A 15,386-nucleotide genomic window follows, 5' to 3' on the forward strand; every position below is an offset into this window, starting at 1 on the left:
AGCCCCGACCTCCGACGGGTACGTTCCGCCGGAGACCTCCATCGCCGGTACGCGACGACGCGACCGGCCCGGCCCGCCCGGAGTAGCTTCAGTGACATCGCCCAGCACCACCCTGAGCCTGGTCGACACCGACCCCGCCGAGCTCGCCGTCGACGCGATCGTGATCGGCCTGCACAGCCAGACCGGCGAGCAGGACGCCACCACCGGCCTGGCCGGAACCCTGCTGCTGGCCAGCGGCGCGGAGAGCATCGCCGCCGCCTTCGACGGCAAGCTGACCGAGACGCTGGCCCTGCTCGGCGCGACCGGCGCCCCCGGCGAGGTGATCAAGCTGGCCACGCTGGGCACCGTGACCGCCCCGGTGGTCGCCGCCGTCGGGCTCGGCCCGGAGCCGACCGGCGCCGCCCCGGCCCCGGAGACCCTGCGCCGGGCCGCCGGCGGGGCCGTACGGGCGCTCGCGGGCGCGCCGCGGGTGGCGCTCGCGCTGCCGCTGCCGGACGACGCCGACGCGCCTGCGGCGCTGCGCGCGGTGGCGGAGGGCGCCCTGCTCGGCGGCTACCGCTTCGCCGGCTACAAGACCCGGCCGCAGCCGTCCCGGCGGGAGCCGGTGGCCGAGGTGCTGGTCGCCGTGCCGGACGCCGGTGACGCCGGCGCCCAGGCCGAGATCGCCCGCGCCCAGGTGGTGTGCGGCGCGGTCCGGCGCAGCCGGGACTGGGTCAACACCGCCCCGAACGAGCTGCGCCCGCCGTCCTTCGCCGACTCGGTGGCGGACTCCGCCCGGGAGGCCGGCCTGACGGTCGAGGTGCTCGACGAGGCGGCCCTGGCCGCCGGTGGGTACGGCGGCATCATCGCCGTCGGGCAGGGCTCGGAGGCCCCGCCGCGGCTGGTGAAGCTGACCTACACCCCGGCCGGCGGCGGCAACGGCAAGCGGGTGGCGCTCGTCGGCAAGGGCATCACCTTCGACACCGGCGGCATCTCGATCAAGCCGGCGCAGGGCATGTGGGAGATGAAGTCCGACATGGGGGGCGCCGCGGCGGTGGCCGCGACCATGCTGGCGGTCGCCGCGCTCAAGCCGTCGGTGGCCGTGACGGCCTACCTGCCGATGGCGGAGAACATGCCGTCCGGGCGGTCGTACCGGCCGGGTGACGTGATCAGCATGTACAACGGCAAGAAGGTGGAGGTGCTCAACACCGACGCCGAGGGCCGGATGATCCTGGCCGACGCGATGGCGCGGGCCTGCGAGGACGGCTGCGACTACCTCTTCGAGACCTCCACCCTCACGGGCGGGCAGGTCGTCGCGCTGGGCAAGCGGATCGCCGGCGTGATGGGCAGCCCCGAGCTGTGCGAGCGGGTCCGCACCGCCGGCGACGCGGTCGGCGAGCCGGCCTGGCCGATGCCGCTGCCGGACGACGTGCGCAAGGGCATGGACTCCGACGTCGCCGACATCTCCCAGGTCAACGCCGGCATGGACCGGGCGGGGCACATGCTCCAGGGCGGGGTGTTCCTGCGGGAGTTCGTCAGCGCCGACGTCGACTGGGCGCACATCGACATCGCGGGCCCGAGCTACCACTCGGGCGAGGCGACCGGCTACTGGACCAAGGGCGGCACGGGCGTGCCGGTCCGCACGCTCGTCCAGCTGGTGGAGGACGTCGCCGCCAACGGCTGACGTACGCGAAGGAGGGCCCCTCGCTCGGCGAGGGGCCCTCCTTGCGTTCTCACCCGGCCGAGCGCCGGCTCAATACAGCTCGGGGCGGCGCTTGCGGCGCTCGTTGTAGTCGCGCATCCGCTGCGGGTAGCCCATCAGCCGCACGTCGTAGACCGGGATGCCCATCCGGTACGCGAAGCGGCGGGCGCCGTCGGGGCCGTCGATGCGACGGCGGGTCCACTCCCCGTCGTCGGCGATCAGCATGACCGTGGTCTCGGTGACGGTGGTCCGCGGCTCGATGTACGCCTCGACCCCGCGCCGGCTGCGGACGAAGCCCTCCAGGTGCTCCAGATCGGCGCGGTCGGCGGCCCGGTCGAGGCTGACCGCCCGCGTCTTCTTGCGTCGCCGGAACAGTCCCACCGAGCGTCTCCCCCTCAGTCCGTCATCGAAGTCAGTGCCAAGCGTACGTGTCACGGACGTGTCGTTGGGCACCTCACTACGCGGGCGGCGGGCGGTGGTGACAAGATGACCGAGGTGGGGTGTGCCCGTTGTCGCCCCGCCGTGACCCCCGAAGCAGTGACGCGACCTGGGAGTTGGACGTGAGCGAGCCGAACGACGCAACCTTCGACATCGTCATCCTCGGAGGTGGCAGCGGCGGCTACGCGACCGCCCTGCGCGCCGTCCAGCTGGGCCTGAAGGTCGCGCTGGTCGAGAAGGGCAAGCTCGGCGGCACCTGCCTGCACAACGGTTGCATCCCGACCAAGGCGCTGCTGCACGCGGCCGAGATCGCCGACCAGACCCGCGAGTCGGAGCAGTTCGGCGTGAAGGCCGAGCTGGTCGGCATCGACATGGCGGGGGTCAACGCCTACAAGGACGGCGTGATCTCCCGGCTCTACAAGGGCCTGCAGGGCATGCTCAAGGGCAACAAGTCGATCACCATCGTCGAGGGCCACGGCAAGCTGGTGGGCAAGAACGTCGTCGAGGTCGACGGCAAGCGCTACACCGGCCGCAACATCGTGCTGGCCTCCGGTTCGTACGCCAAGAGCCTGCCCGGCCTGGAGGTCGACGGCGAGCGGGTCATCACCAGCGACCACGCGCTCACCCTCGACCGGGTCCCGGCCTCGGCGATCGTGCTCGGTGGTGGCGTGATCGGCGTCGAGTTCGCCAGCGTGTGGAAGTCCTTCGGGGTGGACGTCACGATCGTCGAGGCGCTCCCCCGGCTGGTCGCGGCCGAGGACGAGGAGTCCTCGAAGGCGCTGGAGCGGGCGTTCCGCAAGCGGAAGATCAACTTCAAGGTCGGCAAGCCGTTCGAGAAGGTCGAGAAGACCGACAAGGGCGTCAAGGTCACCATCGCCGGCGGTGACACCGTCGAGGCGGAGCTGCTGCTGGTCGCCGTCGGCCGCGGCCCGAACACCGCCGACCTCGGCTACGAGGAGCAGGGCGTCAAGATGGACCGCGGCTACGTGCTGACCGACGAGCGGCTGCGCACCAGCGTGCCGAACGTCTACGCCGTCGGCGACATCGTGCCCGGCCTCCAGCTCGCCCACCGGGGCTTCCAGCAGGGCATCTTCGTCGCCGAGGAGATCGCCGGGCAGAACCCGGCCGTCATCGACGAGGTCGGCATCCCCCGCGTCACCTACTCCGACCCGGAGCTGGCGTCGGTCGGCCTCACCGAGGCGAAGGCCAAGGAGCAGTACGGCGCCGACAAGGTCAAGACCTACAACTACAACCTGGGCGGCAACGGCAAGAGCCAGATCCTCAAGACGGCCGGCTTCGTCAAGCTCGTCCGGGTGGAGGACGGCCCCGTCGTCGGCGTGCACATGGTCGGCGCCCGGGTCGGTGAGATGGTCGGCGAGGCGCAGCTCATCTACAACTGGGAGGCGTACCCGGCCGAGGTGGCGCAGCTCGTGCACGCCCACCCGACGCAGAACGAGGCCCTGGGCGAGGCGCACCTGGCGCTCGCCGGCAAGCCGCTGCACGCACACGCCTGATCACGACAACCGCGGCGTCCGGCGACGGGCGATGATCCCACCAGGGGAATGAAGGAGTCTTTGAAGATGCCGGTATCGGTCACCATGCCCCGGCTCGGTGAGAGCGTCACCGAGGGCACCGTCACGCGCTGGCTCAAGCAGGAGGGCGACACCGTCGAGGTCGACGAGCCCCTGCTCGAGGTGTCGACCGACAAGGTCGACACCGAGATCCCGTCCCCGGCGGCGGGCGTGCTGAGCCGGATCGTGGTCGGCGAGGACGAGACCGCCGAGGTCGGCAGCGAGCTGGCCGTGATCGCGGGCGAGGGCGAGTCCACCGGCGGCGGCGAGACCGCCCCGCAGCAGGAGGAGCCGGCCGAGGAGGCCGCCGAGGCCGCCGAGGCCGCCGAGGAGCCGCAGGCCGAGGCGGAGCAGCCGGCCGTCGAGGAGCCGGAGACCCAGGCGCAGGCCGCGCCGGCGCCGTCGGGCGAGGGCACCCCGGTCAAGATGCCGGCCCTGGGCGAGAGCGTCACCGAGGGCACTGTCACCCGCTGGCTCAAGCAGGTCGGCGACACCGTCGAGGTCGACGAGCCCCTGCTCGAGGTCTCCACCGACAAGGTCGACACCGAGATCCCGTCGCCGGTGGCCGGCACGGTCCTGGAGATCAAGGTTCCCGAGGACGAGACCGCCGCGGTCGGCGCCGACCTGGCCGTGATCGGTGCTGCCGGCGCCGCCCCGGCCGAGGCGAAGCCGGAGCCGAAGGAGGAGCCCAAGGCAGAGGCCAAGCCCGAGCCGAAGCCGGAGCCGAAGGCGGAGGCCAAGCCGGAGCCCAAGGCCGAGGAGCCGACCCCGGGCATGTCGTACAACGAGCCGTCGGCGGAGGCCGAGACCTCGGCGCAGCCCGCGCAGGCCGAGCAGAAGGCCGTGCCCTCGGCCCCGGCCCCGCAGCGCCCGTCGGCGCCCGCACAGGGCGGCGGCGAGGAGGCCGCCGGCTACGTGACCCCGCTGGTGCGCAAGCTGGCCAGCGAGCACGGCGTCGACCTCTCCTCGGTCAACGGCACCGGCGTCGGCGGCCGGATCCGCAAGCAGGACGTGCTGGAGGCGGCGGAGAAGGCGAAGGCCGCCAAGGCCGCGCCGGCCCCGGCGCAGCAGCCCGCCGCGGCGGCCCCGGCCAAGCCGACCGCCAAGCCGCAGCCGAGCGCCAAGCGCGGCAGCACCGAGAAGCTCCCCCGGATCCGCGCGACGATCGCCAAGCGGATGCAGCAGTCGCTGCACGAGATGGCGCAGCTGACCACCGTGGTCGAGGTGGACGTCACCAAGGTCGCCAAGCTGCGGGCGCAGGCCAAGGAGTCGTTCCAGCAGCGGCACGGCGTCAAGCTGTCGTTCCTGCCGTTCTTCGCCCTCGCGGCGGTCGAGGCGCTGCAGGCGTACCCGATCGTCAACGCCAGCATGGACCTCGACGCCGGCACGATCACCTACCCGGACTCGGAGAACCTCGGCATCGCCGTGGACACCGAGCGGGGCCTGATGGTGCCGGTGATCCACGGCGCGGGCGACCTGAACCTGGGTGGCATCGCCAAGCGGATCGCCGACCTGGCCGAGCGCACCCGGACCAACAAGATCAGCCCGGACGAGATCGCCGGGGCGACCTTCACGCTGACCAACACCGGCAGCCGGGGCGCCCTCTTCGACACCCCGATCGTGCCGTCGCCGCAGTCGGCGATGCTCGGCACGGGTGCCGTGGTCAAGCGTCCGGTCGTCGTCAACGACCCGGAGCTGGGCGAGGTCATCGCCGTCCGGTCGATGGTCTACCTGGCCCTGTCGTACGACCACCGGCTGATCGACGGCGCGGACGCCGCCCGCTTCCTGGTCGCGGTGAAGGAGCGGCTGGAGTCGGGCAACTTCGAGGCCGAGCTCGGTCTGTAGTTCCCGCCTGGACCACACGACGGGCGCCCCGGTCACACCGACCGGGGCGCCCGTCGACGTTCCGGCCGCCTCGTCCACCGCCGCCCCAGGGGCCCTCGGCAGGCTCACACGATTCCGGCCCGGCGGGGACAGGGCGCTGCCAGAGTGGATGAGGTGGGCGGCATCCGGTGGCGCGAACGGCTGGGACCGGCCGTCTCGATCGCCCCCGGCGCCCGGGTCGACCGGTTCGAGGTCTTCTTCGACCTGGTCTTCGTCTTCTCGTTCTTCATCATCACCCGGACCACCGCCGCCCACATCTCCGGCTGGCAGCTCACGCACGCCATGCTCGTGCTCGCCGTGCTCTGGTGGTGCTGGGTGATGCACAGCGTGGTCGCCACCCGGGTCCGGCTCGGTGAGGGCTTCGTCCCGGTACTGATGGTCGTGGCCATGGCCGCGCTGTTCTGCTTCGCGCTCTCCCTCCCCCAGGCGTTCAGCGACGCGACCGACGTGGCCGCCGGGCCGATGGTGGTCGCGCTCAGCTACCTGGTGATCAGAGGTGTGCACCTGTCGCTGTACTGGCACGTCGCACGGGAGAGACCCGGGGAGCGTCGGCTGCTGCTGAAGTACTCACCGGAGGTGGTGGCCAGCACCGCCCTGCTCATGGCCGCCGCGCTGATCCCGTCCCAGATCGACGACCCGGACCGGGCGGCGATGCTGCGCGACGGCCTCTGGGTCGGCGTCATCCTGCTCCAGTACGGCATGGGCCTGGTCGCCGGCGCCTGGGGCTGGACGGTGACCTCCGCCGAGCACTGGACCGAGCGCTACGACCTCATCCTGATCATCGCCCTGGGCGAGTCGATCATCTCCGTCGGCGTCGGCAGCAACCTGCTCGGTCAGCCGCCCACGTGGCCCGCGGTCGCCGCGGCGGTGCTCGGCGTCTTCTTCACGGCCGCGCTCTGGTGGGCGCACTACGACGTGATCGCACCGGCCGCCCGGATCGCCCTGCACGCGTCCGAGGGTCGGTCCCGGGTCGGGATGGCCCGGGACGCGTACGCCTACCTCTACGTGCTGATGATCGCCGGGATCATCCTGTTCGCCCTCGGCGCCGAGGAGATCGTGAACCAGGTCGCCGATCCCGGGGTACCGCTCGGGGACCGGACGCGCGGCCCCGGCGTGGTGCTCCTCTTCGGCGGGGTCATCTGCTACCTGTTCGCCAACATCCTGTTCCAGTTGCGTACGCTGCGCACCGTCTCCTGGACGAGGGTCGGCACGGTGCTCGTGCTCGCCGCCGGCATCCCCGTCGGCCAGCGGCTGCCGGGGCTTGCCGCCCTCGCCCTGCTCACCACGATCTGCCTCGGGCTGGTGGCTGTCGAGGCGGTGGTCATGGCGGACTCCCGGCGCGCCCTGCGCGAGCTGGTCTTCGAGGAGAAGACCACCCACGAGGCGCACGAGGCGGCCTGGCGCGCCCGCTGGCGCGAGCCCGCCCCGGACGAGCCGTCGACCTGACACGTGGGCACCGCGGCCACACCCCTCCCCCGCAGGGTCGTAGCACTCCGTAGCACCTGGGACCAGGATCGTGTCGTGGCAGAGCACGCTCACCGGGAGATAACGCAGCGGGAGCTGCGCAACGACTCGGGCGCGATCATGCGGCACGTCGAGTCCGGCGAGTCCTTCGTCATCACGCGCAACGGCGCCCCCGTCGGAAAGCTCATCCCGCTGCGCCGGCGCACGTTCGTCCCCCGGGCGGAGGTGCTCGCCGCTTTCGCGACGGCCCCCGTACTCGACGACGAGAGGTTCCGCGCGGACCTCGATTCGTCGGTCGAGCAGGACCCGTTCAGCCGTGAGTGGTGAGGCGCCGGTCCGTGGCATGATCGACACGAACGTCGTGATCCATCTCGGCGCCGGCTGGCGGACCTGATGATCGCCTCCATCGCGTACGCGAACGGACTGTCGCTCTACACCACCAACCCGGCCGACTTCGTCGGGCTGGAGGAGCTGGTCTCCGTCCGGCCGGTCCGACGGCCCTGACCGGGCACGTGTCGCCGCGCCTGCTGTCGTAGGGTGGGCGCAGCGTCGCGGTGCACCCGGCAAGGAGACCGCCGAGGGCATGGAGGCGCGGGACAGCATGGGACACACATGCCCCCCGTCACGCCGCACGAGCGCCTGCGGGCCTTCGGCAACCAACTGATCGAGATCCACCTCTGGCTCCGCGAGGAGCTGGCCCGCCTGCGCGAGGGGGTGGGCGAGCCCGGCGTACGGCCGAGGGACCTGCGGGCCCACTGCCTGGCCTTCTGCGCGGCGCTGACCCGGCACCACACCGGCGAGGACGCCGGGGCGTTCCGGGTGCTGGCCGAGCGGGTGCCCGAACTGGCCCCGGTGTTGCGCGAGCTGGAGGCCGACCACCACATCGTGGCTGACGCGCTGCGCCGGGTCGAGGAACTGGTCGGCGGGGCCGCGCCGCCCGACGGGGTGCGGGCGGAGCTGGACACCCTCGCCGCGCTGCTCGAGACGCACTTCGTCTACGAGGAGAAGAAGCTCGTGCGCGCGCTCAACGAGCTGACCGAGGGCAGCACCGAGGGTCTCCTCGGGGTTCCGCTCCCGCCGCTCGACCGTGACCCTGGACCGGTCCGCTGACCCGCACCCGGGCGAGAGCGCCGGCGGCACCACGGGGGTCGACTCGGCGTTCGACCCGGCCCGGGGTCTGCCGGTAGCAGAATCGCGGTCGTCGGGCTTGGCCGGTAGGCAGCGCCCGGGCAGGGTGGGCGCATGGCGATCTTCTCCCTCCAGGCGGTCCCGTCCGACGGCCCGGGCTGGCTGGACCTGGCCCGGCGGGCCGAGGCGGCCGGCTTCGACACCCTGTTCACCGCCGACCATCCGGGTTCGGCGGCGTCCCCCTTCGTCTCGCTGGCCGCCGCAGCGGCGGTGACCTCGACGATCGGCCTGGGCTCGTACGTCTCGAACGCCGGCGTCCGGGAGCCGATGCTGCTCGCCTCGGACGTGGCCTCCCTCGACCTGCTCTCCGGCGGACGGGCCCGGTTCGGCCTCGGCGCCGGCCACACCCCCGCCGAGTGGCTCGCGGTCGGCCGGGAGCGCCCCGATGTCGCCGGGCGGGTACGCCGCTGCCTGGCCGTGGCCGAGGCCGTCCGCGCCCTGCTCGACGGCGAGGAGGTCACCGTCGACTCCCCCGACCTGGTGCTGCGGGGCGCGCGGCTGGAGACGCCGCGCCCGGTGCAGCGGCGGATTCCGTTCACCCTCGGCACGGCGAACTCCGCGATGCTGCGCTGGGCCGGCGCGCACGCCGACGTGGTCGGGCTGTCCGGGCTCGGCCGCACCCTGCCCGACGGCTACGCGCACAAGGTGCGCTGGCGCGAGGCGGACATCGAGCAGCAGCTCGCCTGCGTGGCGGCCGGGGCGGCCGGGCGGGCCGAGCCGCCGGTGCTGGAGGCGCTCGTGCAGCACGTGGCCGTCACCGACGACGCCGAGGCCGCCGCCGCACCCACGGCAGCCGACGTCGGGCTGACCGTGCCCGAGCTGCTCGCGACGCCGTTCGTGCTCATCGGCACCAAGGACGAGATCGTCGCGGCGGTCGCCGAACACCGGCGCCGCTGGGGCGTCACCCGCTTCGTCGTACGCGAGGACGCGCTCGACCCGCTCACGCCGGTGCTGGCCCGCCTCGCCGCCTGAGCGACGCAACCGCTGTCACCCTTTGTCGGCTCTGCTGCGGCGTCTCGTCCCGGCATCGGGGCGAGCGCTTTCGTGTGTCCGCAGTCGGTCAGCCGTGCTCGGCGACGCGGGCGACGAACGCCCGCCAGGACTCGCGAGAGAACGCCAAGACCGGCCCGACGCCGTGGTCCTTCGTGTCGCGTACGTAGACCGCCGCCGCGAGGTTGTCGGCGACCTCCACACAAGCCCCCTGGTTGCTGCCGCTGCGAGTGCTTTTGTGCCAGTGCGCGCCGGTCAGATCCATGACTTTGCCACTTCCAATATCAGCTCGGTGGTCTGGTGCAGGGTCAGCGCCTCGGCGAGTATGGCTTCCCACTGCTCCCGCAGCGCCGCGACCTCGGCGGCCCGTTCGACCACCTGACCCCGAAGCCTGTTGTCGAGATAACCCACGTCGACCAAGCCCGGCAGGGTCGCGATGACAAACGGCCCGTCGAGGCCAGCGTACGCGCCGACTCCCTGCGGCACGACGTGGATTCTCACCCGCCGACTGTCCTGGTTGAGCTGCGCCAGGTGAAAGAGCTGTTCCCGCATCACGGCTGCGCCGCCGACCGGCCGACGAAGAGCCGCGTCGTCTACAACCGCGACGATCTGCGGCGAATCGTCGCCTGACAGGATCTGTTGCCGGGCAAGTCGCGCCGCTACTCGTGTCTCCACCTCTTCGGCACTGAGCCAACCATCACTGCCGAAGACAGCGCGCGCGTACGCCTCCGTCTGTAGTAGGCCCGGAACCCACGCGACCTCATACCAACGCAACGCCCTCGCCTGCTGCTCAAAGGTGATCCACTCTCGCAACCAAAGCGGCGCGGCATCGAGCTCCGAGAGCCGTTCCAGCAGGCGGGTAAACATGCCACCGGTTGTCAAGGCGCGATCGACCGCCGCGACGTAGTCGCCCGTTGGCGGGCGCGTGCCGTTCTCCACGGCGCTGACGTGCGTGCCTGAATAGCTGATCAGCTTGCCGAAGTCGTCTTGACTCAGCCCGCGAGAAGTGCGTGCGCGACGAAGCTCGTCCAGCAGGATCTCGGCCGCCGTCATGGTCATGTCCCCAAACCTCCCCCAAGCCGGACCCGTCTGCCCTCATAGCTCCCCACCAGGGAAAAGCTAGAACGTCGTGGTCTCTCCAACATGGTCAATCACCTTCCGAGACTAGGCGGTTACTCCGCAGGGTGGAACTAGACGGCGTGTGCCGGTGGAGGTCCCGAGCCCGCCGGTCGCGTTGTCGGGGCCGCCCCTGGGCGAGCAGCCGGGGCGGCCCCTTCCAATCCGCGAAGGAGGCCCGCCGTGAACCTGCGCTTCTGGCGCCGTAAGCCCGCCCCGCCCCCGCCACCTTGGCCGCCCGCCGGGGGCACGAACCTGCCGGCCGCCCTGTTCGCGCCGACCCAGCCGATCCCTACCGTCCAACCTGGCCGTGCGGGGACGCTGACTCCGGCACAACAGTGGCGGGCGAACGGGGGCCGCTGGTGAGCGCCGGTCCGCTGCGCGCCGGGGATGTCGTCCTGCTGACCCGCGAGGCGTCGCCCCAGTTCACCCGCCCGCTGACCGTGCGCGTGATCCGGGAGCTGACCGACCGGCACCCGTACGCCGGCTGGTTCTGGTTCGAGGGCTACGAGCTGAACCGGCGCGGTGCGGCGGTCCAGCAACGCGAGCTGTACGCCCTACGCGCCGGCGTCCGCTGGCTGAGCAGGGCCAACCACGGCGTCCCGGCTGGCCGCCGCACTTCGGCTCGGCCCGTTCCCACACGGGCAGGCGCCCGGTGAGCCGCCGCAGCCGCGAGCACCTGCCGAGCCGGCCCACCTGGCGCTGCGCGGCCTGCGGCATCGCCTGGCCCTGCTCGTCGGCGAAACTCCGCCTCCTGGGCGAATACCGGGAGAGCCGGACGGCCCTGCTCGTCTACCTGGCGACACTCCAGGTCGAGGCCGCGCAACAGCTCGCCGAGCTGGACGGCGGCACGCCGCCGGACAACCTCGCCGAGCGCTTCACCGCTTGGGCTCGCGCCCGGTAGCCGTGGGCAGCCGCGAAGGACGCCATTCACTCACGCGCCCAGGACAACGTCGTCGAATGCCCCGTCGGGCCGCAGGGCCACATTGTGCCTGTGCAAGGTCCCACCGACACAGGTCAACACCCCCATCAACCCGTGATGAGGTGCTCTAGGTGGTAGTGATTCCACCAGCTTGTGCGGTGTGTACGGATGACGCCCTTGGTCCGGGTCAGGAGGAGGTAGTTGCCATCCTGGATCAGGGCTGCGTCCTCGTTTCGACCGGCCAGCACTCTGGCCACCGTCGTCACCATGTTGGGGATGCCCTTGTCGACCAGGTCGTCGGCGCGCATGGAGAAGGTGACGTTGACGTACGTCTCGGGTTCCCATTCCCAACGGGAGTCGCCGTCGGTGTCGGCCTCGTAATAGCCGTGTGTGCCGGAGCGGAGGGTGATGGCATAGCCGCGTTGGTCGTACAGGCGGGCGGTGAACAAGCGCCGGTCCGACGTCGGTTGCGGCTCCTCACGAGGATCGGCGGCAGTCAGGGCGGCGATCTCATCGACGGGAGGATCACCGGCCAGGATCAGACGGAACTCGACGGCCATGTCTGCCCCTGTCAGTCGTGCCGGATGATCTGTTGGATCGTACCGTCGGGTTTCACCACGACCAGCTCCTTCAGCCCGTCGATGGGCCAGTCGTCGAACTGGCGCCGCAGAGCCGTCATGTCACCCTTCCAGTCCTTGAGGTGCACCACCACGCGCTGAGTCTGTTCGTCATCCACCTTTTCCCGGACCTGGCTCCAAACATTGCGCACCGACGTACGAGCTGTCGGTGAGTAGCAGTCGAAAACATGACCTTCGACGAGGTAGTCCGGATCCTTGTCAGCGTTGCCGCTGTCGCCGGTGCGAAGGCGGGCGTCACCAACTTCCTGCCGGGTCGGATTCTGGTGTATCCGGTAACCCCTGCCTGCCACGGTGTCGGCACACTCGTTCTCCAACTCCAACGCTCGTCGGGTGCTGGCGTCCACTCTGGGGCCGATCCTGGTACGCGGTCCGGTGGGTCTGCCGTTCCTGACTCCCGTGGGTTCCCTGATCCACGGCGGGAAGTCGTCGTGGTTGTCCCGCACCTCATCAGATTCGACAGGCGGCGGCTCGTTACTGGTGGTCGGCGCGGGGCTGGCCGCTGGGCGACGGACAGCCCCGATCAATTTCCCGACGACCCCAGCTGCCGAGCCTGGTTGGTCGCCGCTTCGACGGCCTGCTGCGCGCTGCCACTGCGCTGCACGAGGAGCACCGACACCTGCTTGACGGCATCGAGGGCCCCCAGGAGCGGACCGGGTTGTCCGCCATGCAGGACCACGCTGACGATTTATCGGGCGTTGTCGAGCTGCGTTATTACCGTGGTGGTGGTCTCGCGCGCCCTGGCGACACCCTGCTGGACCGGCGCCAATCCGGCGATGGTCTCCTGCGGGGTTGCCTGCCGTGGCACGGACGCGGCAGCCCTGTTCGCCTCCCCGACCGCAGTAGCAGCACTACTCAGCCCGGCCTGGATGGTGGAGACGGCGGCGCGTACCCGGGCTATTCCGGCAGCGACCCCGGCGAACCCCGTTCCGGCAGCCCGCACGGCGATCTCCTGGGCCTGGCTGTCAACCGCAGCCGCGAGGCGCTGGGCCCGTTCGACACCCGCTTCCAGGGCGTGCAGTTCACCGGTGATCTCTTCGATGCTCGACACGTACCAGCCCTCCCGACCGAGAACGGATTCCGGAGTCTGCAACTTGGGCATTCACCCTGCCCGCCGCATGACGAAAGGGGCACCGGCCGGGCGCCCCTTTCGTTGTCGTTCTGCCGCTTTCAGCTCAGCGCGAGCCGTTCGTCCCCGAAGTCCGCGACGATTTCCACCTTGCCGCCGAGCGCTTCGACGCACCGCACGATGGTGCCGACCTCTGCCTTCGGCAGCTCGCCGCTCTCAATCGCGGCGACCCGCGGCTGTGAGACGTGCATGCGGTCGGCCACCTGTTGCTGGGTGAGGCGGCGACTCTCCCGCATCTCCCGCAGCCGGGTGGCCCGCACCTCGCTGCGCATCCGCTCCTTGTGTTGCTCGATCTTGCTCTCGTCCAGATTCGTGGCGCGGGAGCGAACGTCCCGCCAACTACGTGCCATCAGCTGACCTCCCATCCGCCCGCCCCCCACTTTAGGTCGCTTACAACTCCTGCGTTATAAGCGACCCACAAGGCCCCGCAGGCGATCAGTCGGATCCACGGCCATCTCGGCGTTCGGGCCGGAAGCGTAGCGGCGCCGGTGCCGCCGAGGACGTCGACCAGGCCCGGCAGGCGACGGACGGGCTCGGGCCGTTCATTTGGTCGCTGGTCGGCCTGGACCGGACCGGAGTCGATCTTCGCCTCCGACGACGTGGACCGCATCGTCTCGATCCTCAGGTCCGTACGCGCCACCGCCGCGCCGGCCCACGAGGTGGCATAGCCGCCGGGAGCCATCGCATCGACGGCAATCGAGGCGGAACGACACCCTCGCAGCGCGCTGGTGCGCCAGGGTGGGGACGCTTCCGGTCATCGAAACTTTCTGACATCATCCGGCAGATAGATCGAAGGTTATGACCGTGGAGGTTCGGATGCGTACCCGTCTGACGAGTTCCCTGAGCGCCGCCCTGCTGGCGACCGCCGCGTTCCTGGTGCCGGCGTCGCCCGCCGCCGCCGCGCCGTCGTTCCGCACCCCGTTCCCGTGCAACCAGACGTGGTCCGGCCAGACCCGCACCGCCCACAGCCCGCAGTACGCGATCGACTTCAACCGGACCGACGACCACGGGGATCCGGTCAAGGCCAGCGCCCCGGGCACGGTGGACGTCGTCGCCAACCTCGGCGACACCAGCTACGGCCGGTACGTGCGGATCAACCACGGCAACGGGTACACCACCTACTACGCCCACCTCAGCGGATTCAACGTCTCGGTCGGCCAGTCCGTCGGCTACAGCACCACCATCGGGTACGTGGGCAACAGCGGCGGCTCCTCCGGCTCCCACCTGCACTACGAGCAGCGCCTGAACGGCAGCGACATCAAGGTGCGCTTCAGCGGCAACCTGGCGCTCTACTTCGGGACGCAGAACTACACGCGTACCGCCGGCTGCTGATCCGGCGCGACGCCGCCGGCCGGCCGGTCGGCGGCGTCGCGCCCGGTACGGTGCGCGCCCGCCACAGCGCATCCGATCCGCCGTCCGTACCCGAAGATGGGAACATGCGGATCCTCATGGCCGGCGCGTCCGGCTTCCTCGGCACCCGGCTGGTCGACCGGTTCACGGCGGACGGTCACCAGGTCACCCGGCTGGTCCGCCGGCCGCCGCGCACCGCCGACGAGCGGCAGTGGAACCCGTCCGCTGCGCAGCTCGACCCGGCGGTGGTGGCGGAGGCGGACGCGGTCGTCAACCTGGCCGGCGCGGGCGTGAGCGACAAGCGGTGGAACGACGGGTACCGGCAGCTGATCCGGTCCAGCCGGGTCGACACCACCACCACCCTGGCGATCACCATCGCCGGCCTGCCCGAGGCCGACCGGCCGAGGGCACTGCTCAACTCCTCGGCAGTCGGCTGGTACGGCAACACCGGCGACCGGGCGGTCGAGGAGGACGCCCCGGCGGGCGAGGGCTTCCTGGCCGACGTCTGCCGGGTCTGGGAGGCCGCGACCCGACCGGCCGAGGACGCGGGCGTACGCGTCGTGCGGCTGCGCATCGGCCTGCCGCTGCACCGCGACGGCGGGCTGCTCAAGCCGCAGCTGCTGCCGTTCCGGCTGGGCATCGCCGGGCGGCTCGGCAGCGGCCGGCAGTGGCTGCCGTGGATCTCCATGGCGGACTGGCTGGACGCCGCGCGGTTGGTGCTGGACCGCGACGACCTGGTGGGACCGGTCAACCTGGTCGGGCCGGCCCCGGTGACCAACGCCGAGTTCACCCGGGAGCTGGCCCGGCAGCTGCGCCGGCCGGCGATCGTCCCGATCCCGGCGCTGGCGTTGAAGGTGGTGCTGGGCGGCTTCGCGCACGAGGCGCTGACCAGCACCCGCGTCCTCCCCGGCGTGCTCACCGGAGCCGGCTTCACCTACCGCCACCCCACCCTGGCCGCCGCCCTGCACGCCGCCCTCACCACCCCCTGACGCGACCCTCGATCCCGGTTGATCATGAA

17 protein-coding genes and 1 pseudogene are annotated in these 15,386 nt (G+C 71.4%); 11 read left to right on the forward strand and 7 right to left on the reverse strand.

Annotated elements, in window-relative coordinates; all coding sequences use genetic code 11:
* Window positions 1–91: 91 nt before the first annotated feature.
* Window positions 92–1,663 (forward strand): leucyl aminopeptidase, encoded by a 1,572-nt coding sequence (locus ACPXCB_RS10765; RefSeq protein ID WP_151456449.1) that lies wholly within the window; start codon window positions 92–94, stop codon window positions 1,661–1,663.
* A 69-nt stretch (window positions 1,664–1,732) separates the two neighbouring features.
* On the opposite strand, the gene ACPXCB_RS10770 is transcribed toward ACPXCB_RS10765, so the two are convergent.
* Window positions 1,733–2,062 (reverse strand): hypothetical protein, encoded by a 330-nt coding sequence (locus ACPXCB_RS10770; protein ID WP_151456448.1) that lies wholly within the window; start codon window positions 2,060–2,062, stop codon window positions 1,733–1,735.
* A gap of 179 nt (window positions 2,063–2,241) precedes the next feature.
* Here ACPXCB_RS10770 and lpdA point away from each other — a divergent pair, with 179 nt between their 5' ends.
* The 6 genes from lpdA to ACPXCB_RS10800 all read left to right on the forward strand — a co-directional run bounded on the left by lpdA (window position 2,242) and on the right by ACPXCB_RS10800 (window position 9,198).
* Window positions 2,242–3,633 carry a dihydrolipoyl dehydrogenase gene (gene lpdA, locus ACPXCB_RS10775; RefSeq protein ID WP_132236095.1) on the forward strand — a complete coding sequence of 464 codons (1,392 nt, stop codon included), beginning with the start codon at window positions 2,242–2,244 and terminating at the stop codon, window positions 3,631–3,633.
* A 66-nt stretch (window positions 3,634–3,699) separates the two neighbouring features.
* Window positions 3,700–5,535: a 2-oxoglutarate dehydrogenase, E2 component, dihydrolipoamide succinyltransferase gene (sucB, locus tag ACPXCB_RS10780; RefSeq protein WP_425874430.1), complete on the forward strand. Its 1,836-nt coding sequence runs from the start codon at window positions 3,700–3,702 to the stop codon at window positions 5,533–5,535.
* A 153-nt stretch (window positions 5,536–5,688) separates the two neighbouring features.
* The gene (locus tag ACPXCB_RS10785) at window positions 5,689–7,020 is read left to right on the forward strand and encodes a low temperature requirement protein A (protein WP_425874432.1); all 1,332 of its coding nucleotides are present in this window, start codon (window positions 5,689–5,691) and stop codon (window positions 7,018–7,020) included.
* Window positions 7,021–7,095: 75 nt separating this feature from the next.
* Entirely contained in the window at window positions 7,096–7,365 is a 270-nt protein-coding gene (locus ACPXCB_RS10790; RefSeq protein ID WP_425874434.1) for a type II toxin-antitoxin system Phd/YefM family antitoxin, read from the forward strand.
* 285 nt (window positions 7,366–7,650) lie between these two features.
* On the forward strand, window positions 7,651–8,148 hold the full coding sequence (locus ACPXCB_RS10795; protein ID WP_425874436.1) for a hemerythrin domain-containing protein: 498 nt from the start codon (window positions 7,651–7,653) through the stop codon (window positions 8,146–8,148).
* 132 nt (window positions 8,149–8,280) lie between these two features.
* A complete protein-coding gene (locus ACPXCB_RS10800) occupies window positions 8,281–9,198 on the forward strand; it encodes an LLM class flavin-dependent oxidoreductase (RefSeq protein ID WP_425874437.1) in 918 nt (305 codons plus the stop codon).
* A gap of 88 nt (window positions 9,199–9,286) precedes the next feature.
* On the opposite strand, the gene ACPXCB_RS10805 is transcribed toward ACPXCB_RS10800, so the two are convergent.
* Together ACPXCB_RS10805 and ACPXCB_RS10810 are read right to left on the reverse strand one after the other, a co-directional pair.
* Window positions 9,287–9,481, reverse strand: coding sequence for a DUF397 domain-containing protein (locus tag ACPXCB_RS10805; protein WP_425874438.1), 195 nt, complete (start codon window positions 9,479–9,481; stop codon window positions 9,287–9,289).
* The gene (locus ACPXCB_RS10810) at window positions 9,472–10,275 is read right to left on the reverse strand and encodes a helix-turn-helix domain-containing protein (RefSeq protein WP_425874439.1); all 804 of its coding nucleotides are present in this window, start codon (window positions 10,273–10,275) and stop codon (window positions 9,472–9,474) included. The genes ACPXCB_RS10805 and ACPXCB_RS10810 overlap by 10 nt, the downstream gene beginning before the upstream one ends.
* A 419-nt stretch (window positions 10,276–10,694) precedes the next feature.
* Between ACPXCB_RS10810 and ACPXCB_RS10815 the strand changes: the two genes are divergently transcribed.
* Window positions 10,695–10,991 (forward strand): hypothetical protein, encoded by a 297-nt coding sequence (locus ACPXCB_RS10815; protein ID WP_425874440.1) that lies wholly within the window; start codon window positions 10,695–10,697, stop codon window positions 10,989–10,991.
* On the forward strand, window positions 10,988–11,236 hold the full coding sequence (locus tag ACPXCB_RS10820; RefSeq protein ID WP_425874442.1) for a flavin reductase: 249 nt from the start codon (window positions 10,988–10,990) through the stop codon (window positions 11,234–11,236). The genes ACPXCB_RS10815 and ACPXCB_RS10820 overlap by 4 nt, the downstream gene beginning before the upstream one ends.
* Before the next feature lie 125 nt (window positions 11,237–11,361).
* Here the strand turns inward: ACPXCB_RS10820 and ACPXCB_RS10825 are convergent, their stop codons facing one another.
* The 4 genes and pseudogenes from ACPXCB_RS10825 to ACPXCB_RS10840 all read right to left on the reverse strand — a co-directional run bounded on the left by ACPXCB_RS10825 (window position 11,362) and on the right by ACPXCB_RS10840 (window position 13,368).
* Window positions 11,362–11,814, reverse strand: coding sequence for a SitI3 family protein (locus tag ACPXCB_RS10825; RefSeq protein ID WP_425874444.1), 453 nt, complete (start codon window positions 11,812–11,814; stop codon window positions 11,362–11,364).
* 11 nt (window positions 11,815–11,825) lie between these two features.
* Entirely contained in the window at window positions 11,826–12,236 is a 411-nt protein-coding gene (locus tag ACPXCB_RS10830; protein WP_425874446.1) for a hypothetical protein, read from the reverse strand.
* A 176-nt stretch (window positions 12,237–12,412) separates the two neighbouring features.
* A pseudogene (locus ACPXCB_RS10835) lies at window positions 12,413–12,940 on the reverse strand (DUF6244 family protein).
* 119 nt (window positions 12,941–13,059) lie between these two features.
* Window positions 13,060–13,368, reverse strand: a complete 309-nt coding sequence (locus ACPXCB_RS10840; RefSeq protein ID WP_425874448.1) for a helix-turn-helix domain-containing protein — start codon at window positions 13,366–13,368, stop codon at window positions 13,060–13,062.
* A 466-nt stretch (window positions 13,369–13,834) separates the two neighbouring features.
* Here ACPXCB_RS10840 and ACPXCB_RS10845 point away from each other — a divergent pair, with 466 nt between their 5' ends.
* The gene (locus ACPXCB_RS10845) at window positions 13,835–14,350 is read left to right on the forward strand and encodes a M23 family metallopeptidase (protein ID WP_425874450.1); all 516 of its coding nucleotides are present in this window, start codon (window positions 13,835–13,837) and stop codon (window positions 14,348–14,350) included.
* 104 nt (window positions 14,351–14,454) lie between these two features.
* A complete protein-coding gene (locus ACPXCB_RS10850) occupies window positions 14,455–15,357 on the forward strand; it encodes a TIGR01777 family oxidoreductase (protein WP_425874452.1) in 903 nt (300 codons plus the stop codon).
* Window positions 15,358–15,386 lie beyond the last annotated feature (29 nt).

This window comes from Micromonospora sp. DT62 (genome assembly GCF_049847285.1).
GTDB lineage: Bacteria > Actinomycetota > Actinomycetes > Mycobacteriales > Micromonosporaceae > Micromonospora > Micromonospora reichwaldensis.